We start from the raw sequence: 26,783 nt of genomic DNA on the forward strand, positions 1-26,783 counted from the left end.
AATCCTTTATAGGCATTATTCCTTATAACCCACTTTCAGCTCCAGCGACTTCAAATTGACCAATCCCAGCACATAGGATAGGAATGGGATACAAATGAGGTACAGGCATATATGATAAGCCAGGTCTAACGGAATGCTGGCAGAAAAACGGAATGTCTTTAATATGAAAACCAGGGACAGGCAAATCGATGCAAATCCTGACAACTGTAAGACATATTTATAGTTGAACCTTAGTTTGAAAATACGGAACGTATATACGGAATAACAAGCCAACATATACAGCTGGGTGATTAAGGTGGCTATTCCGGCTCCTTTGGCACCCATCCGTATGATGAGGATGTAGTTTAAAGAGATGTTCAGGATGACCGCCGTCACCAATGTGGCAATCATTAATCTGAAATTCTGATTGGCGGTGAGAAGCGTTCCAATCACGTATAATATGGCTACCGGAAAGAAGTTTAACAACAAATAGCCGAATACCTCGGCGGAATAACCGCTGTCAGCGGTGTTATAAAGCAGCTGCATCAGTTCCGTACGGTACGTAAAAAAACAGACTATCAATGATACGGACAGGCAATAGATGATCGATAGAGACGATTTTAAGAGTGTTTTTATTTCGGACTTTTGGGCAATCCTGTAGGCAAACATCGGCAGCAGGATGGTGGCAAATAGATAACCGATATTGTTCAGCGATTCCATGATTCGGTAGCCCTGCGCATAGATGCCGGATTCCGCTGCCCCATTGCTGCCCTGGAGCCTTTCCAGCATCACACCATCAATGCGGTAGTAGGTGGTCATCAGAAAATGGATAATGGCATAGGGTAAGGTTTGACGGGATATGGAAATAAACTGATTAAGATCGAGAGATAGTCTTAACCGGCGGGTTAATCGGAATGAGAAAAAAAGACAGACCAAAAACGTGATGAAATAAGCTGCCAGTTGTGCCAGTGCGAAATTGAAAACGGTTAATTGAAAGTGGCTGCTGTTGCCCCAGATTAAGAAACCGCAAAAGATGATCATCAGTAATTTATCCAGCACGGACAGCAGAGCATCCTTGATGAATAGCTGATGGGCGGAAATATTGGAACGGAGATAAATGGTGAAGGATAATAGAATCTGATTGACTAGAATGACCCAGATGAAGGGCTTTGCCAAATAGCCCAGCGGATAGGCGACGGCCACACACAACACCAGATAGACAATAAACAGCAGAGTTTTAAAGAATAAGATGTTCGGGAGCAATGAATTGATTTTGCTGCGGTCAGCCGCGACTTCCCGGTTGTTGTAATTCTGCAGCCCGAAGTCCAGTAATATCTGAAACAGATAGGTGAAATTAAAGATGGCAAAATACAAGCCGTATTCCTGTTCGCCCAGCTTATTCTGTACGGTTCTGTCGATACCGAATACCCAGAACGGCTTTATCAGGAAGTTGACAAAGACCATAAAGAATACATTGAACAGAAACGATTTTTTCAAAATTATAGTTTAAAGATGGATTTGAGCTGTACTATCCCTTCTTTGGTAAATGAATTTACATACTTCTTATGGTCAATCTTGAATACGACATATCCCGTACTGTCTTTCCAGTAAACATCTCCGTTTATAACCTGTCCACCCCTGAGCTGCCAGCTGTAGTAGATTTGGGAAGTAAGTGCAGGGATTTCTGTTGCGGCAGTATCTTTTATATAACTCAGAAAGGTATTGCGGTATTTTTCCGGCAAATCGACATGTGCAAATTGAGTGGCATGGTTCAGTTCCAACTTTTCGGTAGTATTGATCAGCTTTATGAAAATACTTTGCGGCATTTTGCCGTCAGACTGTGCAAACAGGCTGCCAGTCCCGCAAAAGAATAGGGCGAGAACAAGCAGGGATATGAGCTGTCTTGGCGGATACATGCTATGGATATACGTTGTTTAAGGCATTCAGAATAATCCGGCAAGATACGCGAATCTCTTCTTCCGTGATGATCAGAGGCGGAGCGATTCGCATGCAGTTGCTGGCAAATAAAAACCAGTCCGTCACCAGTCCGTTTTCAAGGCAGTTGTCTGTCACCTTTTTCAGGTTCTCGAAATTATCCAGATAGACTGCCATCATCAGTCCGCAATGGTTAATCTTTCGGATGGCGGGATGTTTTAATAATTCTTCAAACAATCGGGCTTTTGCGCCTGCTGTTTCATATAGCTTCAATTCCGCTATTTCCTGTAAGGATGCCAGCGCAGCCGCACAGCATATCGCATTGCCTCCGAAAGTGGTGATATGCCCCAATACGGGATGGTGCTGCAATACGCTCATCGTTTCTTTATTTGAAATAAAACATGCCAGGGGCAGGCCGCCTCCGAAGGCTTTTCCGAGCAGTAAAATATCCGGTACTGTCTGCTCTGCCTGAAAGCGGAATAAACTGCCTGTTCTGCCGCAGCCCGTTTGTATCTCGTCAAACACGAGCAATGTGCCCGTCTCGTCGCATCGTTTTCTGACAGCCTGTAAATATCCTTTGCCAGGTACCAGCACACCGGCCTCCGCCTGAACAGTTTCCATAAAAACGGCGGCGGTTCTTTTTGTAATCAAAGAGATATCCTCTGAATGGTTGTATCGGATCTGCCGGGTATCCGGCAATAAGGGACGGTAATTGGATTTGAAATATTCATCTCCCAACAAACTCAGCGCACCCTGCGTGCTGCCGTGGTAAGAATTTTTACAGGAGATGATTTCCGTTCTTCCTGTAAATCGTTTCGCCAGTTTCATGGCGCCTTCAGTAGCTTCCGTTCCGGAATTGGTAAAATAGACGGAGTTTAAAGCAGCCGGCAGCAGGTTGCAAACGTATGTTGCCAGTTGTACCTGCGGTGATTGAATAAACTCACCGTAGACCATGGTGTGCGCATAGCGTGCCGCCTGCTGCTGTATGGCTTGCACGATTCTGGGATGACAATGTCCCAGACTGCTGACACTGATGCCGGAAATAAGGTCAATGTATCGTTTGCCGGATGTATCATATAAATAGACACCTTCAGCATGGTCAATTTCCAGACCGAGAGGCGTATCGCTCGTTTGTGCCACATGTTGTAAAAATAGCTGTCGCTGGGATAACATGGTGCAAAGTTATTAATTAATAATAACTTATTATTTCCCGCCCATAAATTAGCTTATGCATAGATGAAGGACTGTTTTTAGGACTAACTTTACTTCCGTTAAATATAGCATTATGGCATCTAAGAAAGATTTTTCTGTTCTCATTACCGGTACCGGATTCTCCGGGATTTGTGTTGGCATACAGTTGAAAAAGGCAGGATTTCACAATTTTAAGATAGTGGAAAAAGCCGCCGAAGTGGGCGGAACCTGGCGGGATAACCACTATCCCGGAGCGGCGTGTGATGTGAAATCGAATCTGTATTCGTATTCCTTTGAACCAAACCCGAACTGGACAAGAGAATATTCTCCTCAGAAGGAAATCCTGGAATACACCAGAAATTGTGTACAGAAATATGATTTGGAAAAGCATATCCTCTTCAACTGGGAAGTGAAATCCGCCCGCTATCAGGAAGACAAGGCAATATGGAATCTGATCAATACAAAAGGCGAACAATTATCTTCCAATGTGGTGGTATTCGGCAACGGCCCGTTACATCTGCCCAGTATCCCGGATATAAACGGAATTAAAAATTTTAAAGGAACCGTTTTCCATTCCGCGCAGTGGAACCATGACTATGACCTGAACGGCAAGAATGTTTGCGTCATCGGAACGGGTGCCAGTGCCATCCAGTTTGTTCCCGAGATTCAGCCAAAGGTAAAACAACTCTACCTGATGCAGCGCACAGCCCCCTGGGTATTGCCAAAGCCGGATGGGGAATTTACGCCAACCCAGCACACACTATTTGAAAAAATCCCGTTGGTACAGAAGCTCAACCGCGATTTTATCTATTACCTCAACGAGGCGCAGGTAGTCGGCATGATATACAATGAAAATATCCTGAAAATGGGCGAGGTGCTCGGAAAACGACATATCAATAAATATATCAAAGACCCTGACCTCCGTAAAAAACTGACACCTACTTATCGCCTGGGCTGTAAACGGGTATTGTTATCCAATAATTATTATCAGGCACTGGCGCAGCCTAACCTGGAAGTGGTAACGGACGGTATTGAGAAATTTACCAAAGACAGTGTGGTGACGAAAGACGGTACATCCCGAAAGATAGATGCCGTGATATTGGGAACGGGATTCCATGTGGCAGACAGTTTCCAATATTATGATGTGATGGGAAAAGACGGCATCACCTTCCAGAAGGCTTTTGAAAACGGTCCGGAAGCGTACTACGGTACCAGTGTCCATCATTTCCCGAATATGTTCATGATGTTGGGGCCCAATACCGGACTCGGACACAATTCGATGATATATATGATCGAGTCACAGACGAATTACATCATAGATGCGATCAGCAAGATGCAGCAACAGCACATCCGTTCTATCGAAGTGAAGAAAGAGGTACAGGATACATTCAATGCAGAAATACAACGGAAACTGGAAGGTACCGTATGGCAGTCAGGCTGTAAAAGCTGGTATGTGAGTGAGGCCGGAAAGAACCATACCGTTTGGCCGGGCTTTACGCTGGAGTTCAGAAACCGTACCAGACACGTCCACCTCGGCGATTATACCGTAGAAAAAGAAAAGGTGAGACAACAGGAAGCGGAACTGGTATAAGTTACCCAAACCTCGACATCTTAACCTTGATAGCGTTAACGCAGCTAAAGTACAGCTAATGCAGATAAGGTTTGAGACTGGTAAATCTTGTACCTGCAATCCCGTCATCCTATGTTTGCAGAAAACTAATTTGAACTGAGGCATAAATATCTTGTAAAGGTAAAATTTATTAATCACAATCAAACAGAAGAGCAGGAAAGGATAAAGATTAAGTACCGTCATAGGTAGTGTGATCCTATGTTTGCAGAAAACTAATTTGAACTGAGGAATAAATATCTTGTAAAGGTAAAATTTATTAATCACAATCAAACAGAAGAGCAGGAAAGGATAAAGATTAAGTACCGTCATAGGTAGTGTGATACCGTTCGAAATGCTAATCACCTTTCCCTTCTGAGTTGTAAACTTGGACAGTTCATAGTGCCATGAGCACGTATTTAGGATAGATAAGTCAACAACCAGATAGCTCTCCAGTTTGAGAAAACTCAAATTTATCATGACAAAAGTAGTAAATTATGTTGGAGTAGATGTCTCCAAAGAGACTTTAGATGTAGCCATACCGAAAGAAGATGGCTGCTATGTACACAAAAAAGATTAGCAATAATCCACTGGGTTTTAAAAGCATTATCAAATATTTGCCGAAAGATGCCTGCATAGTGATGGAAGCTACCAGTAGTTACTATATGCCGTTTGCGTATTATTTACATTCGCAGCAAATATTGTTAAGTATTGTAAATCCATTGTCAGTAAATCATTTTTGTAAGATGCGAATGAGTAGAGCTAAAACAGACAGGAAAGATGCCGCCATGATAGCACAATATGGTAAGAGTGAAACACCAAGATTATGGCAACCCAAAGCAGAACATCTTTTAGAACTCCAGCAATTACAAGCGATTCTGGATAATCTCACCAAACAAAAAACAAGTTGTAGTAACCAATTAGAAGCTTTTGTCAGTAGTGGGAAGATGAGCAAGGATGTCAGTAAAATTATTAAGAAACAGATTGCTTTTATGATAAGGAGATAAAAAAGTAGAAATAAAAATGGTTGCTATCACAGAAAAACATCATTCAGAACTGTATAAAAATTTACAGACGATACCAGGTTTAGGTAAACGTACTTCGATGTTATTAATAGTTGTAACAGATGGATTTACAAAGTTTGAGAATGCAAAAGAATTAGTAAGTTATATTGGCATCTGTCCAAGGTTATATGAATCAGGTACAAGTGTAAAAGGTAAAAGCAGAATATGTAAAATGGGAATGAGTCGAATGCGACAATTATTATATTTATGTTCTATGCGAGCCATGAGTTCAAATAAACAATGTAAAGAAATGTACGAACGATTAAAACAAAGAGGAAAAAATGGAAAATTAGCATTAGTAGCTTTAGCAAACAAACTTGTCAGACAAGCATTTGCCATAGGCACAGGAAATATAGCTTACAATCCTAATTTTTCTTTAAAATAATTTGGATATTTACACAGTTCATTTCGACCGCAGGGACAAATCTTGCTTATTTCAAAACAACGCCTTATGTAGCGGACTTTACGGACCACTGCAGCATATTCTTTCCTATATTTGTTGTATGCATCATTGGAAAAAAGGGATACTGTTTTGTCTGCTGGTTTGCAGCTTCATTCTCCTGTACAAAAAACCGAATAAGGTACCATGTACGTATTCGCCTTATTTTAAACAACTCAATGAGTCTCTTAAGGTAAACCATAAAGGCGCATCTCATGCCATTTTGGATATGGACAGATTAGATTCGAATATTGTTGTCATCCGACGCAACCTGGACAGCCGTTTTCAGCTTCGTTTGGTCACCAAGTCATTGCCATCCGTCGATTTGCTGAATTACCTGATGCAGCAGGCAAATACAAACAGGCTGATGGTGTTTTCCGAACCATTCATCGCAGAACTGTTAGATAAATGTCCGGCAGATTCACTGGACATCCTGTTGGGAAAGCCGTTGCCGGTGGATGCCGTTGCCCGCTTGTCCGGGAAAGAACATTGGAATACCATACATTGGCTCGTAGATACCGAACAGCGTCTAAAGGAATATGTGGATTTAGCCAAACAGAAAAATACCACCCTGTATATTGCACTTGAAATCAACGTAGGGTTACAGCGTGGAGGATATGATAACCCGGAAAAGATGGCTAAAGCCATTCAGTATATCCAGGCGAACCATGCGTATGTACGGTGTATCGGTTTGATGGGTTACGACGGGCATGTGCCTTTTGTACCCTTTTACATCAACAAGAAAAAACAGATTTTAAAGGCATTCGCGGATGTGCAAAATAGATATAACGCATTTGTAAATGGCTTGAAACCGTATTATACAGAGGACGAAATTAAGGCGATGACGCTGAACAGCGGGGGCAGCCGTACGTATTTTTATTATAAAAATTACAAAGACAGCATGTATGTAAATGATATTGCCATGGGTTCCGGATTTTTAGCACCTGCCCAGTTTCCGGAATTATATACATACGGGCATCAGCCTGCTCTTTATCTGGCATCACCGGTGTTGAAAAAGATAGAAACGGCCTTGCTGCCGCATGCGGAAAAGATTTCACCATTGGTAAATTGGTGGAATCCGAATTTGAAGGTTTCCTATTTCATGATGGGAGGCGGATGGCCCGGTGATATAGCGTCACCTGACGGCATCATAATAAACACATTTTGGAACGAAGATGATAAAGGCTATTCCAATCTGCTGCCAAATCAGAGCATTTTGGGCAGCTCAGATAAAAACCGGATTCAGGTGGATGATTTCATCTTCACGCAGCCGTGGGAAGGCGATGGCATGCTTTGCTTCAGCAAGGTGTTGTTATATAAAAAAACGAAAATCGTGGGTGAATGGACAACCTATGCCGGTGGAAATTGATTCATTTAACAATGATATTAGCTCCCGCTACAGCAAAACAAACGCTGTTAATCGTATCCAGTCATTTCGACCACAGGGAGAAATCTTGCTGATTTAACAGTAGACTTTGCTGTGTTTAAAGTTTGACAAAAGGAAGCGGAACCGGCAAAAGTAACCCGAATCTTGACAGTGTTAGCTCCGGCTAAAGCATGGCAAACGCAGTTAAGGTTTGCAATAAAAAACTACCTGCTGTAATTTGGCGCTTCGTTGGTTATGGTTACATCGTGCGGGTGGCTTTCATTCACGCCGGCAACGGTAATCTTTACAAACTGTGCGGTTTCCTGTAATGCCGGAATATCCCCTGCGCCGCAATAACCCATACCGGCGCGCAACCCGCCTACAAACTGGTAAATGACTTCACTCATCGTTCCCTTATACGGCACACGGCCAACGATGCCTTCCGGCACTAATTTTTTGATATCATCTTCCACATCCTGAAAATAACGGTCTTTGGAACCTTCCTGCATCGCTTCCAGGCTGCCCATGCCACGGTAGGTCTTGAATTTACGCCCTTCGAAAATCACCGTTTTTCCGGGGCTTTCTTCCGTGCCGGCAAACAAAGAACCTGCCATCACCGTATTGGCGCCGGCTGCCAGCGCTTTTACCATATCGCCCGTATATCGGATGCCGCCGTCGCCGATAACCGGCACACCGGTTCCTTTCAGCGCCACCGCCGCTTCGTAGATAGCACTCAACTGAGGTACACCCACTCCTGCCACCACTCTGGTGGTGCAGATAGAGCCGGGGCCAACACCCACTTTTACGGCATCCACACCTGCATCTGCGAGCGCTTTGGCTCCCGCACCGGTAGCCACGTTTCCGCCCACGATATCCAGTTCTTTAAAGGCTTGTTTTGCTTTCTTAATCGTTTCCAATACGCCATGCGAATGTCCGTGCGCCGTATCAATGCAGATAAAGTCCACGCCGGCTGACACCAGTGCTTCCATTCGCTGCATCATATCCGGTGTAACGCCAACGGCAGCAGCGACCCGAAGCCTTCCCGCTGTATCTTTGGTGGAATTAGGATAGTTTTTGACTTTGGTGATGTCTTTGTACGTGATTAGACCCACCAGCTTTCCGTTCTTGTCTACCACCGGCAGTTTCTCAATCCGGTATTCATGCAGGATGTCTTCCGCCTGCTTTAAGGTGGTTTTTTCCGGTGCGGTGATGAGGCGGTCTTTCGTCATCAAATCCTGGATGAGCATATTCCTGTCCTTGCAAAAACGCAAATCACGGTTGGTTAGAATCCCCACCAGTATCCCGGTGTCGTTGGTGATAGGAATACCGCCAATTCTGTTTTCAGACATGAGTGCAAACGCATCCGCCACCTTTGCCGTAGGTTTCAGGGTAATAGGGTCGGTAATCAGCCCGCTTTCAGAGCGTTTCACCTTGCGCACTTCCTGCGCCTGCATGTCAATGGACATGTTCTTATGCAATACACCGATGCCGCCTTCCCGTGCCAGAGCGATGGCCATCACAGATTCGGTAACGGTGTCCATAGCTGCAGACAGTATCGGGATGTTGATGCTGATGTTTTTGGTAACCTGTGTCCGTATATCCGTTTCTCGGGGCAGAACCTGAGAGTAAGCCGGTAACAGGAGGACGTCATCAAAGGTTAATCCTTCGCCGACAAACTTATGATGGGAGGTGAAAAGAGAAGGTGTTTCCATGTGCAAAGATACACAGAACTTATAAGTTGTCAGAAAAAATCAGGAATTTTTTACAATTTTCCCTTGGCTTGTTCCAGCGTATCTTGCAGTTTACCGATATCGTCTAAGGGTAAAATCACCAAAGTTCTTTCGCTGGACAAATTGGTTTGGACGGTGAAATTCCAGTCTAACTTATTGGAAACGTTTAATATGGTGGCTAGCGAAACCTGAAACCCGGATTTGGAGGTGTATTTTATTTCTGTATAATTGCCCGGTATTGTTTGACTTTTAAGGATGGTTTTCATGTATTGCAGAGAAGTAAGCAGTCCGTCAATTTCATCGGCATCGATGTAATTATAGATGGTCTTTAATTCTTTTTTAACCTGAATCTTATGAAGTACCTTAATTCCGGATATAACCGTAAATTTTTCCAGATTGGTGATTTTAACGGCATCCATTCTGAACGCCGGAATATTATCGACGGTATAGACTTCCTGTTTATAGAGAAAGCCTGTTGTGTTTACGGCCTGCTCCAGTTTCGTACGGTAAATGTTATCTTCGGAGAAACCCTGAATGGCACTCCATGTAAGCAGAATAAACGTTATTGATTTTTTCATAGAATTGACTATTATTGAAAACAAACTTACAATTAATTGTGCAGCACACATCGTCTTTTTACAGATAACTTAAATATTCTTTTTCTGCGGAAGCGGCCGCTTTCTTTGCAGGGAGATACGCAGAAACCAGGCTGATACAGACCACAACGGCTGATACGGCGGCAAAGTCCGAGAGTTGCATCTTTACCGGGTAGTAGTTCACCAGGAAGGAAGTGCCCGGCATGGCAACCAGTCCGACTTTCTGCTGCAGGGTGCAAAGAATAAATGCCAGCAACATGCCGATAAATGCGCCTGCACAGGACATTAAGATGCCTTCCAGTAAAAAAATCTTTACGATGTTGTTTTTATGGATACCTAATGCCGTTAGTGTGGCGATGTCCTTTTTCTTTTCCAGCACCAGCATCGAAAGCGCACCGATGATATTAAAGGAGGCTATGATCATAATGAAAACCAGGATGGCAAAGGTGACCCATTTCTCGCTTTTCAAGATTTTATACAACACTTCATTTTGTTCATACCGGCTCTTTACAAGAAAGTCGCTGCCGATCTTATTCTTGATGAACCCGATGGCTGTTTCCGTGTTTTTTGCGTCCTTCAGGCGGATTTCAACTTTTGAGGCTCTTTGATAATTATCGGTCAGCTGTTGAAAGAAATCCAAAGGAACAAAAGCATATTTGGTGTCAAATTCATCCGAAACGGCAAATGCCCCGGAGGTGGTCACATAACTTTTATTGAAGGCATTCTCCATGGATCTGAAAGAAGAGGAGGATTTTCTCGGCATGTAAATCGCAACGGGATGAAAGGCCTGGGCGGCATTCAATCCCAGTTTCTGTTCCACGCCAACACCCACAACGGCATAGTTGATACTGTCGCTCTTCAATAATTTTTTTCCTCCCACCATAAAGGTGTCAAATTGCTTTACGACATTGAAATAATTGGCATCAACGCCTTTTACGGTACAGATATGCTGACGTTCGGTATATTCCAACAAGGCATTTTCTTCCAGTGTAAAGCTAAAGACATCGATGTAATGGATGGATCCAACCTTTTGCCGCAGCTCATTTGTAATGTCAAACGTCTTTCCTTCCCTGGTCGTGATGACTATGTCCGGATAAAAGACCGTGTACAGGGATTTTACCAGGTCTTCCAACCCGTTGAATACAGATAAAACTAAAATCAGGGCGAGTGTGCCAAACAACATAGCCAAACCGCTTACCAGCGAGATGATATTGATGGCATTGGTAGATTTTTTACTGAATAAATACCTTCCTGCTATGTTGAGTTCGAGGTTCATGGATGGAAGCCTAGATGAAACCGGTCATCCGGTATTATGACTCATTGTTCTCTTCGTTTCTCAATTTCTCAATTTCCGCGTCTTTTTCCTTGATTTCTTTAAAGATACGCTCCAGGTTTTGCACTTCTGTCAGTGTATCATCTCTGAAAAACTCCAGTTGTGGAATGGAACGTACTTTATTTCTGATTTTTTTACCCAATAACCCGCGGATGAGTTTGTTGTTTTTGTCGAAATTATCAATAACCATATCCGGCTTCTTATGGTTGTAGATGCTGGTATAGATTCTGGCGGTATATAAATCCGGCGTCACCCGAACGCCTGATACGGTGACCATGGCACCTTCCAAAAGGTGTGATAGGTCCTGCTGCAGGATGTCACTGATGGCCACTTGTATGATTTTGGCTACTTGCCGTTGTCTGATAGATTCCATAAAAACAAAAGTAAATAATATCTTTGCCATATCCAATGAAAGATTTGCGCAGCCTGCTGAAGTATTGCCGTCCATACAAATGGAACGTGCTGATGAATATTGTCTTCAATTTCCTTTCCACCGTATTTTCCATTTTTTCCTTTCTGATGCTCATCCCTTTTCTGAATCTGGTTTTCAATTCGGATAAGATGGTGGCTAGCGATGTGAAAGAGATACCGTTCAGTCTGGTTAATCTCAAAGAATACATTGCGGTTACTTTTAACAACAACGTGATTGATTCCATCCAAAGCAGCCCGACCATTGAAGCGGGAAAGTCCGATGCATTGCTGTTCATCTGTCTTTTTACGGTATTGGTTTTTCTGGTGAAGAATATCTTCCGCTATCTGGCGGTACATTTCCTGGCACCCATGCGAACGGGCATTGCGGGCAATATCCGCCAGCGGTTGTACGATAAGATTTTAGCCCTGCATGTTTTGTACTTTTCTGAGCAAAGAAAAGGGGATATCCTGACTCGCCTGACGAACGATGTGCAGGAGGTGGAATATGGCATCCTGCATTTTCTGGAAGTGGCTTTCAAGGAACCGGTTACCATCATCGCAACGTTCATTACCATGCTGCTGCTGAGTCCGCAGCTGACCTTATTTGTATTGGTGATCTTGCCTGTTTCTGGTTATATCATTGGTAGAATCGGAAAGACATTAAAACAGGCATCGTCCAAATCACAGCAATTGCAGGGGACAATCAACTCTCTGGTGGAGGAAACCATCTCCGGCATCAGAATCATCAAATCATTTACCGCAGAAAAAACCTTGTCTAAACGTTTCAAATCATTAAATGCGCAACATTATCAGATTGGAACAGCCATGATTCGAAAACGTGATTTATCTACGCCGCTGTCCGAGTTCTTAGGCATATCCGTTGTCGTTGTCGTACTTTTTGTCGGCGGCAGGATGATCATTCACCATACCTCACCGCTGAGTGCAGAGGCGTTTATCGCATTTATAGTGATTTTCTCTCAGATGATTCAGCCGGCAAAGGCGTTCTCCAATGCTTTTTATTTCATTCAGAAAGGATTGGCATCTTTAAGGCGGATTGAAGAGGTCTTAAACGAAGAAAATAAGGTGAAAGATGCAGAAGGTACAATAGAAACAGCACAATTTACAGAAAAGATAGAATTGAAAAACGTCTGTTTTTCGTATGATGAAACCGACGTATTAAAACAGATAAACCTTGTCATTCCCAAAGGTAAGAAAATCGCATTAGTGGGCGTTTCCGGTTCAGGTAAATCTACCTTTACCCAGTTCTTGCTTCGATTCTTTGATGTCAGCAGCGGAGCCATATTGCTGGATGGTAAAGATATTAGAGACATCCGTCAGGTTGATTTGAGGAAACTGATGGCACTGGTGACACAGCAGACCACTTTGTTCAATGATACCGTTGCAAATAATATTGCCTTAGGCAAGAAGTCAGACAGGCAGGAGATAGAGATGGCCGCCAGGCAGGCTTATGCAGATGATTTTATTCAGAAGATGCCACAGTCCTACGAGACAAATATTGGAGATAATGGCATCAAATTGAGCGGCGGTGAACAGCAGCGGCTGACCATTGCCCGTGCTATCCTGAAAAATGCACCCATATTAATTTTGGATGAAGCTACCTCTCACCTGGACAGCAATGCGGAGAAACTGGTGCAGGATGCGCTGCAGAATCTATTGAAAGACAAAACGGCCATTATTATTGCACACAGGCTCTCTACCGTTCAATTTGCCGATGAGATCATTGTGCTGAGGGAAGGCCAGATTATAGAAACCGGCACCCATCAGCAATTGTTGCTGCAGAACGGAGAATATAAAAAGTTGGTGGATTTACAGCAATTGTAATACGATAATCAGCCGGATCCGGATTATTCCTTTATTAAGGATTTAGGCTATGGTTTGGTGGTTGAGTAGAATCGCCAAGGAAACCAGATCTCTAAAAAATGACTTGTCCGACCTAGGAGATCGGACAAGCCACAAAAACCATAAAACTATGAAAAACCCAATTGCCTCTCGGCAATCAATAGAGTTCGAAATTAATTAGATGCAAGATTCACTTTAAATTCAATCTCATTTCGGATGGCTTTGTCGCCTAATCCCTCAAAGAAATTAGATGAACCATACCGAACGTCCCACAATGTCCTGTCGATTGTGAATGTTGCATTTCCTTCAAATCCTTTTCCCGCAGTCTTAAATGTAGCAGGGAAAGTGATGCTGTTTGTTATACCTTTGATGGTTAAATCGCCGGTTAGGGTATAAGTATTCGGCACTTTAGTTGCCTTTAATACTTTTGATATTTTCAGATTCGCAGCAGGAAACTCTTTCACATTGAAAAAGTCCGCACTGTTTAAATGACCGATTAATTTCTTATTATAATCTCCATCCGCTAAATCTTCACAAGTAATCGATGTCATGTCTATGGTAAACTCTCCACCAGATAGAACACCATTGTTGATGGATAAAGTTCCCGATTGAATTTTAACTTTTCCGTTGTGTTGACCCAACACCTTTTTACCTGTCCATTGTATCGAACTTTTTTCAGTATTTAAATTAACGGATTCTGCCTTTACATTGGTAAGGAAGCAAATAGCGAGAACTAAAAAAGCCGAAATGGATAATTTTTTTGTCATGTTCGTTGTTTTGTTACTTGTATATACAAATATCGGACCCTTTTGTTTAGTTAGAACGTTAAAATTACAAAAAATGTATATACAAGTATGTTTTTTACATGTGTTTAGTGCATTAATTGATGCAAATCAATACCTTGAGCGCAAATTAAACAGAAAGATGAAAGATTTTAAAAATAAAATTGCCGTTGTGACCGGTGCAGGATCCGGTATCGGACAGGCATTATCCGTAGAGTTGGCTAAGAAAGGCGCACAACTCATATTGTCAGATAAAAATGCAGAAACCCTGGCGGAAACAGAAAAGAAAATCAACACGTACGGAGCTGCTTGTGACACTTACGTTGTGGATGTATCGGATGAAAATGCCATTTATGATTTTGCCAGAAAGGTCCTTAAAAAACATTTCCATATAGATTTACTCTTTAATAATGCAGGTTTCGCGTTAGGAAAGATTGCCCTGAAAGATGTTAGGATGGAAGACTTTCACAAGATCATAGATGTTAATCTCTGGGGGGTTATCAATCACACCAAAGCGTTTATTGATGTACTGCTCACAAGGCCGGAAGCCGCCATTATCAATATATCCAGTTTGTTTGGTATCATTGGCGTTGCGGATCAGGTGCCTTACTGTACGACCAAATTTGCAGTGCGGGGATTTTCCGAAGCGCTGAGGATGGAGCTTTCGGATACGAATGTCAGGGTGCACAGCGTACATCCAGGAGGGATCAATACCAATATCTACAGAGACGCCATTCATTATGAGCGAAATCCCGACTTAGAAAAAAAATTCCAGAAAGCATTGGAACGCACCTCACCGGAAGAAGCCGCCAGAGTGATATTGAAAGGGGTGGAGAAAAAAAACGAGCGGATACTCATCGGAGCTGAAACCTATTTGGCCGACAGTATCGTTCGAAGTATGCCTGAAAATTATACGAAGGTGTTAAAAAAGGTGGTGACACAGGTTACAGGCAAATAAATAATGTTATCTGGCAATCTGTGTGTTTTGTGTACAGACATCCTTACTCTTTGAACTACAATTGATACATTTTTATTTGAATTCCTGGATTTCATTTAGCAGGATGTTTTCCTCCTGAAGAACATATCTGGAGTCGCCAAGTGCCAGAATCGGATAAAAAACCGGAGAGAGCAAAAGCAACCCAAACCCAAAAGCAGTATCTTTTCCAAAGGCTTTTGCCAAATCAAAGCAATTGATGATGGCGGCCACCAGGCTCACAAAGGGTATCAGGTATAATATGATCCACCATCTTGGCCGTTTGACAATGTCGAGAAAGACGATGATGTTATAAATCGGAACGATGCATTCCCATCCCTGCTTTCCTGCTTTCTGATATAATTTCCAGGAACAGAAAATAAAAAAGACGATAAATGCGAAGAAAATGAAAATGAGAATGCCTAATCCGGCAAAGAGTGCCCCGAATGAGGCCGCAGGCTGTGTATCCATAGTTTCTGATTTTAAGACAAGATAATGAAAACTTCTTATACAGTCAATGATGTGCATGTACTATTATTGGCTTAAAATCTTATTTTTGCTTCCCGTTTACAGGGACAATGTATAGTGTATGTTAGACAAACTAGAATTGATTTATTTCCGCTACAAGGATCTGGAGACTCAGCTGAGTGACCCCGGTGTGGTGGGAGATATGCAAAAATTCAAGAAAACGTCTAAGGAGTACAAGGATCTGGAACCCATTGCAGAAGTTTACGAAAAGTATAAAAACCTGCTTTCCAATATCGACTTCAACAAACAGGTGCTGAACGAAGAGAAAGAAGCAGAGATGAGAGAGATGGCTAAGGCAGAACTGGAAGAGCAGCAGGAACTGTTGCCTAAACTCGAAGATGAAATCCGTTTTCTGCTCATTCCGAAAGATCCAGAAGATGACAAGAATGCCATACTGGAAATCCGCGCCGGAACAGGAGGCGATGAAGCAAGTATTTTTGCCGGAGACTTGCTGCGCATGTATCTGAAATATTGCGAAAACAGAGGCTGGACGACGGAGATAATGAATGAGAATGCCGGAACCGCCGGTGGATATAAAGAGGTAGTGGTGGAAGTGACAGGAGAAGGTGTCTATGGAGTATTGAAATATGAATCGGGCGTACACCGCGTACAGCGGGTTCCTGAAACCGAATCACAGGGGAGGGTGCACACATCTGCCGCTTCAGTAGCGGTTTTGCCCGAAGCGGATGAGGTGGATATCGACCTAAATATGGGGGACATCAAAAAAGACGTGTACCGTGCCAGTGGCGCCGGTGGTCAGCACGTTAATAAAACGGAATCTGCCGTTCGTCTGACGCATATACCTACCGGAATCATTGCAGAGTGTCAGGATGGTCGTTCACAGCATAAAAATTATGAGAGTGCCTTAAAGGTATTGCGTACCCGTTTGTATGAAAAGGCATTGAATGAACACAATGAGGCGATAGCCAAACAACGAAAAACGCTTGTTTCCACCGGTGACAGAAGCGCAAAAATAAGAACGTACAACTATCCGCAGGGCCGTGTGACCGACCACAGGATCAACCTGACGCTGTATAACTTAGGAGAAATCATGAATGGCGACCTGCAGGATATCATCGATAAACTTAACTTCGAAGAGAATGCCGAGAAGCTGAAAGTGGGCGGCTTATAAAATCAACCCAAAATTTCGCTTAGGATTACCGGTGATTTCAAATCCGTAAAATCGGCTATGTGCCAGCGAAAATACAACAGTAATTTTCCCAGTAATACCTTGCGTTCGGCGTTTGTCAGTTTCAGCTCATTCTTTTCATAATAGACAGCCATCATCTTTTTGAGCATGGCGGTTTCCTGAATGCTCAGCGATTGCTGTGCCGAAGCGAACGTATCCTCAAATCGGCCGCTTTCCAGGTTAAAATAGGCACCGTTCAGTATGTTGTGCAGGGAAGGTTCAAATCCTAAAATACTGGCCGTTTCCAGCAGAAAAAACAAGGGTTTGTTCTCTACCAGGGTAGTTTGCTTGTCCAGCTCTGTAAGAAAAAACGTCAGATAATCATAGAGCCGTTCATTCACTTCCTGTTCTTTGATGCATTTTGAAACCAATTCAATGCAAAAAACGGCTATGCTTTGTTTGTTGAAATCCTGATGGAGCTCTTTGTAAATGTAGTTGACGGAGTATTCTTTGATGCGATGGAGATTGCGTTGTTCTTTCAGGAAGATTTCGAGATTTAAGATATTCAGGGGCTGAATCAGATTGCCCTTCTGTTTGTTTCTAGAACTGCGAATACCCTGAATGATGAAGCTTAACAGGCCGTATTTTTTAGTGAATAGTTTTGCAATGATACTCGTCTCGGAATATTTGGTGGTTTTGAGTACGATTCCCTGTGTTTTATCGAGCATTCTTTGAACTGTTTATTTCCTGATTAAGACACTAATGCACCATGTCCCTATTCATTTTTTATCAAAAATAGGTGTTAATTATGATTAAATATATCTACCTTTATAACAGATAATTTTAAGTAGATGAAAAAATTAAGATTATATATCGTCTTTTTTCTGTTTGTATTGATGGGAACGACATCCTGTACCACTTATTATTGCGAATGCAAAACCAGATTGGGTATCATAGTGGATGTTACACCTATAAAATCCTTAGGTAAATTAGGAGCAACAAGTGTTTGTGACTCTTATCAGGAACAGAACAACAGAAACGGAGCTGATCAGGTGTGTACCATAAGATAAACTTAAACCCAACCCTTTTCCCTGTAAAGGCTGTATCCTTCTGCCAACGCTTCACTTATATGGCGGAGTAGATTCTTATCTGTTCTTTTGACATGAAAACACGATTTCCCTTTCAAAATTCTCAATAAATCGGGATGTATAACTTTTTTCAGTTTCTCCGGTTCCGAGTAAACTGGCATGAAATAAAATCCGACATAGCTGCTTTGGATAATCAGGGCGGCAAAAGCCATTTCATTTCGTTTCTTACCGAAAGCCTCCAGTTCTTTTTCGCTCCACAACTCATACCGTGATTCAAAATCCATACGTGCTGATATAGAGCCTTTCTCATAGTTCTTCAATAAAGGTTTCAGTTGGTCAAAAATTTCTTTTAATTCGTCCGCTTTCATAGACTCTGAGCATTAATTAGCAGTTGATGCAGGTTTAAGAATTCATCAGATCCTCAATTTCATCCGCCTCAACGGGAATATCGTGCATTAAATCCAATATCCCATTCTCGGTAATCAGGATATCATTTTCGAGGCGGATACCGATCTTCTCTTCCGGTATGTAAATACCAGGCTCACAGGTGAATACATTTCCCACCTGCATAGGGGCATACCGGTCACCGATATCATGTACGTCAATTCCCAAAAAATGGGATGTGCCATGCATGAAATATTTTTTGAACAATGGATTCTCAGGGTCTTGTTTCGATACCTCCGCTTTATTCAGTAAGCCCAGTCCGATAAGTTCGCTTTCCATGATTTTACCTACTTCCTTGTTGTAATCCGCTAAGACAACGCCGGGTTTCAGCATGGTTTTTGCCTCATTCATTACATTCAGCACGGCATTGTAGATTTCTTTTTGTCGTTTGGTAAATCTGCCGTTTACTGGAATGGTGCGGGTCAGGTCAGAAGCATAATTGGCATATTCTGAACCAAAATCCATCAGTACCAGTTCGCCGTCGTTGCAAGGCCGGTTGTTTTCAATATAATGCAGCACACAGGCGTTGTAACCGCTGGCAATGATGGGCGTGTAGGCATGTCCGTTGGCTCGCTGGCGGATAAATTCATGGATGATTTCGGCTTCCACTTCATATTCCATGACTCCCGGTTTCATGAATTTCAATACCCGGGTGAAAGCGTCACGGGTAATTTCGCAGGCTTTCCGGATGAGTTCTACCTCTATAGGATGCTTGATACTGCGCAGCTTAGACATGATAGGCCCCAAACGCTTGATTTCATGTGCCGGGTAACTGTATTTTAAGTCATTGGCAAAACGGATGTCCTTATAGGGTACCGGGTTGTCCGCACGGTCATTTTCATTAATGTTGATATACACCTTATCGCAATGCGCCATCAATCCCTTGAGTGCAGACTCAAAACTTTCTTCCCAAAATATTTGCCGGATACCGGAAGCCTCCTTCGCTTCCTCCATCGTATATTTGTGTCCTTCCCATACGGCAATGTATTCATTGGTTTTTCGCAAAAATAAAACCTCCCGATATATCGGGTTCGGACAATCAGGATACAGAATCAGGATAGTCTTTTCCTGGTCGATGCCCGAGAGCCAGAATAAATCCGGATTCTGACGAAAAACATAGGACTGGTCGGCACTGCGCGGCATTTCATCGCTTGCCAATAAGATGGCCATGGAATTTGACGGCAGTTCTGCAGTCAGCTTTTTTCTGTTGTCAATGAACAGTTGAGCGTCAATCGGTAAATACTTCATCTGTTTAGATTTGTTTAAAATAAGTGTGCTGTATGGCACAATTCTTACGGACAAAGGTAAAATATTTTGTCATCAAAATGACAGATGAGTCAGAATAGCTGACGCGGGAAATCTGCTCTGCAAATAAATGAGGAACAGGTTCAGTAACTATGCCCTTGCCAATTGTTTATTCAGTTCTTTCAGATGTTTTTTAACTTCCTCATTCTTCACCTTCAGCGCATTGGCCCTGCGCAGGTATTCTTTAGCTACCTTTATCTCCCTGCGCTGAGCATAGATGGAGCAGATTTGTATGTAAGCAGTTGCCAGATTATCATCATCAGGAACGCCTTTCTGGATTGCAATCTTAAGATTCTTCAAAGCTTCCTTATTATCTCCCTTTTGCAAAGCAATTCCACCCAGTTGGAGGTAGGAGACACCTTCCTGTGAGGTGCCAAGCATATCGCTTTTGTTGGCAAGGCTCTTTCGGATATTGGCCTCGGCAGCATCCAGATTCTGATTCGCCATATCAAAATTTGACTGCAGCATGTAATATCCCTGTCGAACCGGTTTGATTAATAAATTGGGGAATTTAATCCACGACATGGCTTCTTTTGCGCCTTCTATGTCACCGGCCTCCACCTTCTTTTGCAGATAGCGCATAGGACCGATAAAAATATCAAATAAGATGACACTGATAGAAGCGATATACAGCATTATAGACCATTGCCATCCTTTATGGACAAAAATATGCAGTAATATTCCAATGACTAAAACAACAAAGGCAGCATAAAATCGATACTTGACATATAATTTCCCGAAATCCATAATATAAAATTGAGATGCAAAAATAGTTTATTTAGTGTCAAGATGCAAACACTAAAATCTCGGGTAGAAGCTCAGCGTCCATCGGAATTTGGTAATTCCGGGTTTGTCAAGCTGAGTAAGCCTCCAGCTAAAGTCGACACGTACCAGTTTCAGGATATTTTCAATACCAAAACCCATCTCTGCATAAAAACCGTTTAATCCCGTTACACCTGCCGGCAGGTCGCTGAACGTGCCTGCTTTCTTATTATAAGAACTCAGCGCCATTTTAGTGGTAAATATTTCCCGTAATCCCAGTTTTCTCCATCCTGGAATTTTATTAAAGAAAAATCCATCGAAATGATGTTCAATAAAGAGGGTCAGCGACTGGTCGGCTACATACTCCAGGTCGTCCATGTTTTGGAATCTCTTTGCATCTAACAGAAAGGCCTTGTTACCTCCGGGATGTATGGTCAGAAGAGGGTAAGGAGCCATCCCAAATATTTTGCTGGCGTTCAGCTGTATTTTGGTGTATCCGATGGGAGAAGGTAACCGCTCTTCAATTAAGAGGTCGATTTTCTGATAATTGAAATCGCTGCCTAATTTTTTGAAACTGAACGAAAAGTCAAGATAGATACGGGGAAGGTTACCCTTCAGGAATAATTTCTGACGTTCAGTTTGAAGGAATTTTGCCCCCGGAGTGGCGGTAAAGTTGATATTCGGTGCAAAGATTTTAAATGTTCGGATAGTATCTTTTATACCCCATTCACTTGTTTTGACGAATTCGACACTTCCGGGAAGTGTCTGGTACATTTTAAGGTTAAGGGAGAGATTGGTCGAGATATCTGGCCTCCATTCTCTGTAATAATATAATTTTGCATCTTTCAGATAGACTAAATCTGATATGGCTCTTGTTCTCAATGCAGAGGTGTAGATGTAGTCAAAATCCATATTGGTTCCGTTAACGGACAGACGCTGATAATCATCCTTGAAGGATGCTCCTATCGTGTGATTGATGCTCTTCTTATCCGGCAGAAAGTAAGCAAATTCCACACCGTATTTAAAGCGTTTGTCTTTGATTCCGTAAGCGCCGTAAACTTTAAAGTTTACCCATTTGTTCAGCCGCCAGTTGTTTTTAATATTGACTCTGATTCGGACTTTTTCAAGCTCATTTAAACTGACGAATTGGTAGAGGCTCCCGTAGTCAAGCGTTTTGGTCTTGTAATACCCGCTTACAAAAAAACTTCCAACCCTTGAAATGACTTTATAGAATTTGGTGCTTTTCAGAGAGTCAATCAGAAAATAGACTTTCGCCTCCGGCTGACTGAGTGAATCGTGACGTTGGGCTACCCAGAAAGAATCGGTCTTTTTTCGATGGTCCTTCATGGTAAACGCATCCGGTTGTCCTAATATGCTGTCTGCTATAGGTTCGTCAACAATAATGTTTTTACGGTGCAGATAACGGGCTATCCGGACGGTCTTGGCTTTCTTACGTTTGGTGATTCCAACGTCCGTACTGCGTTCCTCTTCATTCTTAAACCAACCTTTACCGGTATTCTCAAAGCCTTGTTTAAGATGAAAATCATTGATAAAGTTGACATTGGACCGTTTGTCGATTCCCAATTCAATTTTTTGGATGGCAAACGAAGAATCCCGAATGGTAGCCTTTCCGTTAAACAATAAATCAGATTTGCTTTTGGGAACAAAGGCTAAATTGTAAAGCCAGACACTATCGGCGCCTTTGGTGCTGTCTATCAGGTAATAATTGTATAATGCCAATCCGCCATCAGCAAACGGCAGTAAAAAGGTTTTGCCGTTAAGCTGTGCCTGGTTGCCATATATTTCTATATCATCAAAAATCACATCCAGCAATTCAGAAAACCGTAATTGTTCAATTCCGGATATTTTGGTGGCTTTCAGTACGTTCTTGTTCTTTTTGGGGTCTTTGTTGAAATAATGGTCTGTCAGTGTTTCCTTTAATATCAGCGGCACAAACTTCGTCCCATCAGAAGTGCTGTCCTGGTTTTCTAATATGAAACGGAATGGTTTGAAAATTTTCTTGGTGGTGATCTTACTGCTGATATTATATAAAGACGCGACTGTTTTTAGATATTCTTCATAACTGTACGTATCGTATGATTTCGGCTTGTTCTCATCCTTGTGCCGCACCACATTCCTGAAAATACGGATAGCTACCGTATCTTTTGGTATCCTGTTGCGCTTGGCCTTTACTGTAAATTCTTCCAGCATAAAGCTTTCCAGATGCATTTTTACTACAATCGAATCTTTTTTAAAGAACCGTTTCTTTAAGGATTCGTTTTTATAGCCCAAATAGGAAAAGATAACGGAGTCGGTTTTGGCATTGACCATGAAAGAAAACCGTCCGCTGTCATCGGTGGTGCCACCCATGCTGGAGCCTACGCTGTAATTTACGTAAGGCATAGGTTCTTTCGACTTTGCATCAATAACAATCCCTCTCAGTTCAAACTGCCCGAATGCATAACAGGAAACTATTAGGAAGAATATGGATAGGATGGTTTTTCGCACGAGAAGAATAATAACGAACAAAAGTACTATTTATTTCTCAGTTTAATGATTTTGACATTTATCTTAAAGTATTCATAATAAACAATTAGGATCATCACTAATAGGTATAATCTGCAGAACGGTTGGGTTTTTACAGAATTTTCTTCTTGGCTTTTTACATATCCGAATCACGCTTTCGATTATCCGATAATGACCTAAGCGGATCAGCCTTTAAACAAATCAGCTTTAAAGCGAATGTGGAACCTTTCGAAGGGTTATTCGTTTTAAAGTTCTAAGGCCATATATTAAAAAAGCAGTCTATACCATCCGGTCAGAGATTCCATTAATTCATACAGACAGGAGTCTCGAAATATGATGCGGTGAATTTAAATTATTATTGATAATCAATATTTTACTCTTTATTCTTTGTTGCTCTCTTCGGATTCTCCCTCTTAAATGGCTTCCCCAATATATTCTTAACCCCAAATTAATATGCAATAATTTTCCACAATTGGGAATTAGTTTGTATCTTTGCGCCCACTTCAGGAGGAAAATTCCATTCGCTGGATGCATTCTTCTTGTAGTTACTGCCTTCGCAGGGAAGGTAAGACTACAAAAAAATAACTTCTTTTACGTCGTTTATTTGGTATTCTTACCCCTTTTCCCTACCTTCGCAGTCCCAAATTTTTAAAAAAAGTAACGAAAGTAACGAATGCCTACAATTCAACAACTAGTAAGAAAAGGAAGAGAGCAGCTTCAGTATGCCTCTAAATCAAGGGCTTTGGATGCATGTCCTCAACGCAGAGGGGTTTGTACCCGTGTGTATACCACAACGCCTAAGAAGCCGAATTCAGCTTTGCGTAAGGTTGCGAAAGTACGTTTGACCAACAAATTTGAGGTGATTGCATACATTCCGGGTGAAGGCCACAACCTTCAGGAGCACTCTATCGTCATGATTCGTGGCGGAAGGGTAAAAGATTTACCGGGCGTACGTTACCACATTGTACGCGGTGCATTGGATACGGCGGGCGTAAACAACCGCCAGAAAAGCCGTTCCAAATACGGAACCAAGAAAGGAAAAGCAGGTGCTGCTGCTGCTCCGGCAAAAGGAAAAGGAAAAAAATAATTCTATAATTTAGAAGATAGTATATAGATGAGAAAGCAAAAAGCAAAAAAACGATATTTAGCACCGGATCCGGTTTATGGAGATCCGTTGATTACGCGTTTTGTCAACAACCTGATGATTGGCGGTAAAAAAAGTACTGCATATACCGCTTTTTACGAAGCGATGGAGCGTATCAAGAAATCTACCAATGAAGAAGGATATGAAATCTGGAAAAAGGCTATGGACAATGCTATGCCGGCTGTAGAAGTGAAAAGCCGAAGAATCGGTGGTGCGACTTTCCAGATTCCTACTCCGATCCGCGAAGACAGAAAATTATTTATGACTATCCGCTGGCTGATTCAGTTTTCCCGTAAAAGAAACGGTAAATCAATGGGTGATAAGCTGGCAGCAGAGTTAATCGCAGCAGCAAAAGGAGAAGGAGCGGCAGTGAAAAGAAAAGAGGATACGCATAAAATGGCAGAAGCCAACAAGGCATTCTCACACTTTAAAGTATAATAAAAATAAAATTGTAAGGTGCATAAAGCATCTAAATAGGAAAAAAATGGCACGCGATTTAAAATTTACAAGGAATATTGGTATTGCAGCTCACATTGATGCTGGCAAAACAACTACGACTGAACGTATTTTGTACTATGCCGGTGTTAACCACAAGATTGGAGAGGTACACGATGGTGCTTCTACAATGGACTGGATGGTTCAGGAAGCTGAACGTGGAATCACCATTACTTCTGCAGCAACTACGGTCGGCTGGAAGTACAGAAGTAATGATTATCACGTAAATATCATAGATACTCCCGGACACGTTGACTTCACGGTTGAAGTAAACCGCTCGCTGCGTGTATTGGACGGACTGGTTTTCCTGTTTTCTGCAGTGGATGGTGTAGAGCCTCAGTCAGAAACGAACTGGCGCTTGGCAAATAACTATAATGTAGCCCGTATCGGTTTCGTCAATAAAATGGACAGAGCAGGTGCAGACTTCCTGATGGTGGTGGAGCAGGTGAAAAAGATGTTGGGTTCAAATGCAGTTCCATTGCAATTGCCAATCGGTGCAGAAGATACATTTAAGGGTGTGGTGGATTTAATCAACTTCAGAGGTATCATCTGGAATGAACATGACAGAGGTATGACATACAATGTAGTGGAAATCCCTGCCGATATGGTGGAGGAGGCTACCATGTGGAGAGAGAAACTATTGGAAGCGGTATCTGAATATGATGATAAACTGATGGAAAAATTCTTCGAAGATCCAACTTCCATCACTGAAAGAGAAATCTTGGATGCACTTCGTGCAGCTTGCCTGGATATGAAAATTGTCCCGATGCTGTGCGGTTCATCTTTCAAAGATAAAGGCGTTCAAACCATGCTGGATTTAGTAATGGAATTGATGCCAAGTCCGTTAGACAGACCTAATATTGTGGGCACACATCCTGATACAGGCGCGGAAATCGTTCGTAAACCTAGCTACGACGAGCCTTTTACAGGTTTGGCATTTAAAATTGCAACAGACCCTTATGTTGGTCGTCTGGCGTTTACACGTGCTTATTCAGGTGTATTGGAGGCTGGTTCATACGTATTGAATACCAGAAGTGGAAATAAGGAACGTATTTCCCGTATTTTCCAAATGCATGCCAATAAACAGAATCCTATTGAAAGATTGGGAGCTGGGGATATCGGTGCTGTGGTAGGTTTTAAAGATATCAGGACAGGGGATACCCTTTGTGCTGAAGGAAATCCTATCGTGCTGGAGTCTATGAAATTCCCTGATCCGGTTATTGGTTTGGCAATCGAGCCTAAAACACAAAAAGATGCCGACAAATTAGGTATGGCATTGGGCAAGCTGGCTGAAGAGGATCCTACATTCAAGGTGAAATACGATGAAGATACGGCGCAAACCGTTATCAGCGGTATGGGTGAGTTACACCTCGAAATCATCGTTGACCGTTTGTTGCGTGAGTTCAAAGTGGAATGTAACCAGGGAGCTCCTCAGGTAAATTATAAAGAAACGATTACACAGACGATTGACCATAGAGAAAAATATGCAAAACAGTCTGGCGGTCGTGGAAAATTCGCAGATATTCAGATAGAAATAGGACCGGGCGAAGAAGGAAAAGAAGGTTTGGAATTCGTGAATGATATCTTTGGTGGTTCAATCCCACGTGAGTTTATCCCTTCTGTAGAAAAAGGATTTAAGGAGGCGATGAAAACGGGTGTTTTGGCGGGTTATGAAGTGCCAAGTCTGAAAGTACGTTTATATGATGGGTCTTTCCACCAGGTGGACTCGGATTCATTCTCTTTTGAGCAGGCCGCGAAATTCGCTTTCCGCGAAGCATGCAGAAAAGCGAATCCTATCTTGCTGGAACCTATCATGAAACTGGAAGTAATCACTCCGGAAGAAAACACGGGTGATGTGGTAGGTGACCTAAACCGTCGTCGTGGTATGATGGAAGGTATGGAAATGAAAAACAATGCCAACGTAATCAAGGCAAAAGTTCCATTGTCCGAAATGTTTGGTTATGTGACCGATCTGAGAACCATCACATCCGGTAGAGCAACCTCCATCATGGAGTTTTCTCATTATGCCCAGGCACCGAACAACATTACAGAGCAGGTGGTGGCAAAAGCAAAATCTAAAGTAAAAGCTGATTAATA

General features: G+C 42.3%; 25 protein-coding genes. 11 read left to right on the forward strand and 14 right to left on the reverse strand.

Annotated elements, in window-relative coordinates; translation table 11 throughout:
• Window positions 1–15: 15 nt before the first annotated feature.
• From IPM95_13140 to IPM95_13150, 3 genes are read right to left on the reverse strand one after another with little or no spacing between them, the layout of a single operon-like run.
• Window positions 16–1,476 carry an oligosaccharide flippase family protein gene (locus IPM95_13140; protein MBK9330215.1) on the reverse strand — a complete coding sequence of 487 codons (1,461 nt, stop codon included), beginning with the start codon at window positions 1,474–1,476 and terminating at the stop codon, window positions 16–18.
• Between the two features lie 2 nt (window positions 1,477–1,478).
• On the reverse strand, window positions 1,479–1,895 hold the full coding sequence (locus IPM95_13145; protein MBK9330216.1) for a hypothetical protein: 417 nt from the start codon (window positions 1,893–1,895) through the stop codon (window positions 1,479–1,481).
• 1 nt (window position 1,896) lies between these two features.
• Complete coding sequence (locus IPM95_13150; protein ID MBK9330217.1) at window positions 1,897–3,087, reverse strand: aspartate aminotransferase family protein; 1,191 nt, start codon at window positions 3,085–3,087, stop codon at window positions 1,897–1,899.
• Window positions 3,088–3,199: 112 nt separating this feature from the next.
• Here IPM95_13150 and IPM95_13155 point away from each other — a divergent pair, with 112 nt between their 5' ends.
• The 4 genes from IPM95_13155 (at window position 3,200) to IPM95_13170 (ending at window position 7,583) form a co-directional block, all read left to right on the forward strand.
• Window positions 3,200–4,696 carry an NAD(P)/FAD-dependent oxidoreductase gene (locus IPM95_13155; GenBank protein ID MBK9330218.1) on the forward strand — a complete coding sequence of 499 codons (1,497 nt, stop codon included), beginning with the start codon at window positions 3,200–3,202 and terminating at the stop codon, window positions 4,694–4,696.
• Window positions 4,697–5,262: 566 nt separating this feature from the next.
• Window positions 5,263–5,718 carry a transposase gene (locus IPM95_13160; GenBank protein ID MBK9330219.1) on the forward strand — a complete coding sequence of 152 codons (456 nt, stop codon included), beginning with the start codon at window positions 5,263–5,265 and terminating at the stop codon, window positions 5,716–5,718.
• Window positions 5,719–5,734: 16 nt separating this feature from the next.
• Window positions 5,735–6,160: an IS110 family transposase gene (locus IPM95_13165; protein ID MBK9330220.1), complete on the forward strand. Its 426-nt coding sequence runs from the start codon at window positions 5,735–5,737 to the stop codon at window positions 6,158–6,160.
• A gap of 118 nt (window positions 6,161–6,278) precedes the next feature.
• Window positions 6,279–7,583: an alanine racemase gene (locus IPM95_13170; GenBank protein MBK9330221.1), complete on the forward strand. Its 1,305-nt coding sequence runs from the start codon at window positions 6,279–6,281 to the stop codon at window positions 7,581–7,583.
• 221 nt (window positions 7,584–7,804) lie between these two features.
• Here the strand turns inward: IPM95_13170 and guaB are convergent, their stop codons facing one another.
• The 4 genes from guaB to rbfA are packed head-to-tail and all read right to left on the reverse strand — an operon-like array spanning window position 7,805 to window position 11,612.
• Entirely contained in the window at window positions 7,805–9,292 is a 1,488-nt protein-coding gene (guaB, locus tag IPM95_13175; GenBank protein ID MBK9330222.1) for an IMP dehydrogenase, read from the reverse strand.
• A 50-nt stretch (window positions 9,293–9,342) separates the two neighbouring features.
• Window positions 9,343–9,888: a hypothetical protein gene (locus IPM95_13180; GenBank protein MBK9330223.1), complete on the reverse strand. Its 546-nt coding sequence runs from the start codon at window positions 9,886–9,888 to the stop codon at window positions 9,343–9,345.
• Window positions 9,889–9,946: 58 nt separating this feature from the next.
• The gene (locus IPM95_13185; GenBank protein ID MBK9330224.1) at window positions 9,947–11,182 is read right to left on the reverse strand and encodes an ABC transporter permease; all 1,236 of its coding nucleotides are present in this window, start codon (window positions 11,180–11,182) and stop codon (window positions 9,947–9,949) included.
• Window positions 11,183–11,216: 34 nt separating this feature from the next.
• On the reverse strand, window positions 11,217–11,612 hold the full coding sequence (gene rbfA / locus IPM95_13190; GenBank protein MBK9330225.1) for a 30S ribosome-binding factor RbfA: 396 nt from the start codon (window positions 11,610–11,612) through the stop codon (window positions 11,217–11,219).
• A 35-nt stretch (window positions 11,613–11,647) separates the two neighbouring features.
• On the opposite strand from rbfA, the gene IPM95_13195 reads away from it, so the two are divergent.
• On the forward strand, window positions 11,648–13,492 hold the full coding sequence (locus tag IPM95_13195; GenBank protein MBK9330226.1) for an ABC transporter ATP-binding protein: 1,845 nt from the start codon (window positions 11,648–11,650) through the stop codon (window positions 13,490–13,492).
• Between the two features lie 191 nt (window positions 13,493–13,683).
• Here IPM95_13195 and IPM95_13200 read toward each other — a convergent pair whose 3' ends face one another.
• A complete protein-coding gene (locus IPM95_13200; GenBank protein ID MBK9330227.1) occupies window positions 13,684–14,277 on the reverse strand; it encodes a YceI family protein in 594 nt (197 codons plus the stop codon).
• A 157-nt stretch (window positions 14,278–14,434) separates the two neighbouring features.
• Here IPM95_13200 and IPM95_13205 point away from each other — a divergent pair, with 157 nt between their 5' ends.
• Window positions 14,435–15,250, forward strand: coding sequence for an SDR family oxidoreductase (locus IPM95_13205; protein MBK9330228.1), 816 nt, complete (start codon window positions 14,435–14,437; stop codon window positions 15,248–15,250).
• A gap of 72 nt (window positions 15,251–15,322) precedes the next feature.
• Here IPM95_13205 and IPM95_13210 read toward each other — a convergent pair whose 3' ends face one another.
• Window positions 15,323–15,736: a signal peptidase I gene (locus IPM95_13210; GenBank protein MBK9330229.1), complete on the reverse strand. Its 414-nt coding sequence runs from the start codon at window positions 15,734–15,736 to the stop codon at window positions 15,323–15,325.
• A gap of 118 nt (window positions 15,737–15,854) precedes the next feature.
• On the opposite strand from IPM95_13210, the gene prfA reads away from it, so the two are divergent.
• Window positions 15,855–16,925 carry a peptide chain release factor 1 gene (prfA, locus tag IPM95_13215; GenBank protein ID MBK9330230.1) on the forward strand — a complete coding sequence of 357 codons (1,071 nt, stop codon included), beginning with the start codon at window positions 15,855–15,857 and terminating at the stop codon, window positions 16,923–16,925.
• A 2-nt stretch (window positions 16,926–16,927) separates the two neighbouring features.
• Here prfA and recO read toward each other — a convergent pair whose 3' ends face one another.
• Window positions 16,928–17,650: a DNA repair protein RecO gene (gene recO / locus IPM95_13220; protein MBK9330231.1), complete on the reverse strand. Its 723-nt coding sequence runs from the start codon at window positions 17,648–17,650 to the stop codon at window positions 16,928–16,930.
• 123 nt (window positions 17,651–17,773) lie between these two features.
• Between recO and IPM95_13225 the strand changes: the two genes are divergently transcribed.
• On the forward strand, window positions 17,774–17,992 hold the full coding sequence (locus tag IPM95_13225) for a hypothetical protein (GenBank protein MBK9330232.1): 219 nt from the start codon (window positions 17,774–17,776) through the stop codon (window positions 17,990–17,992).
• 2 nt (window positions 17,993–17,994) lie between these two features.
• Here IPM95_13225 and IPM95_13230 read toward each other — a convergent pair whose 3' ends face one another.
• The 4 genes from IPM95_13230 to IPM95_13245 form a co-directional block, all read right to left on the reverse strand.
• A complete protein-coding gene (locus IPM95_13230) occupies window positions 17,995–18,378 on the reverse strand; it encodes a DUF1801 domain-containing protein (GenBank protein ID MBK9330233.1) in 384 nt (127 codons plus the stop codon).
• Window positions 18,379–18,412: 34 nt separating this feature from the next.
• The gene (locus IPM95_13235) at window positions 18,413–19,702 is read right to left on the reverse strand and encodes an aminopeptidase P N-terminal domain-containing protein (protein ID MBK9330234.1); all 1,290 of its coding nucleotides are present in this window, start codon (window positions 19,700–19,702) and stop codon (window positions 18,413–18,415) included.
• A 147-nt stretch (window positions 19,703–19,849) separates the two neighbouring features.
• A complete protein-coding gene (locus IPM95_13240) occupies window positions 19,850–20,506 on the reverse strand; it encodes a tetratricopeptide repeat protein (GenBank protein ID MBK9330235.1) in 657 nt (218 codons plus the stop codon).
• A 51-nt stretch (window positions 20,507–20,557) separates the two neighbouring features.
• A complete protein-coding gene (locus IPM95_13245; GenBank protein ID MBK9330236.1) occupies window positions 20,558–23,029 on the reverse strand; it encodes a carboxypeptidase-like regulatory domain-containing protein in 2,472 nt (823 codons plus the stop codon).
• A 691-nt stretch (window positions 23,030–23,720) separates the two neighbouring features.
• Here IPM95_13245 and IPM95_13250 point away from each other — a divergent pair.
• Genes IPM95_13250 through fusA form a run of 3 tightly spaced genes read left to right on the forward strand, consistent with a single transcriptional unit; the run spans window position 23,721 to window position 26,781 of the window.
• The gene (locus IPM95_13250; protein MBK9330237.1) at window positions 23,721–24,134 is read left to right on the forward strand and encodes a 30S ribosomal protein S12; all 414 of its coding nucleotides are present in this window, start codon (window positions 23,721–23,723) and stop codon (window positions 24,132–24,134) included.
• A gap of 27 nt (window positions 24,135–24,161) precedes the next feature.
• Window positions 24,162–24,629, forward strand: a complete 468-nt coding sequence (gene rpsG / locus IPM95_13255) for a 30S ribosomal protein S7 (protein MBK9330238.1) — start codon at window positions 24,162–24,164, stop codon at window positions 24,627–24,629.
• Between the two features lie 46 nt (window positions 24,630–24,675).
• A complete protein-coding gene (gene fusA / locus IPM95_13260; GenBank protein MBK9330239.1) occupies window positions 24,676–26,781 on the forward strand; it encodes an elongation factor G in 2,106 nt (701 codons plus the stop codon).
• Window positions 26,782–26,783 lie beyond the last annotated feature (2 nt).

The sequence above is a fragment of the Sphingobacteriales bacterium genome (assembly GCA_016719635.1).
GTDB lineage: Bacteria > Bacteroidota > Bacteroidia > Chitinophagales > JADIYW01 > JADJSS01.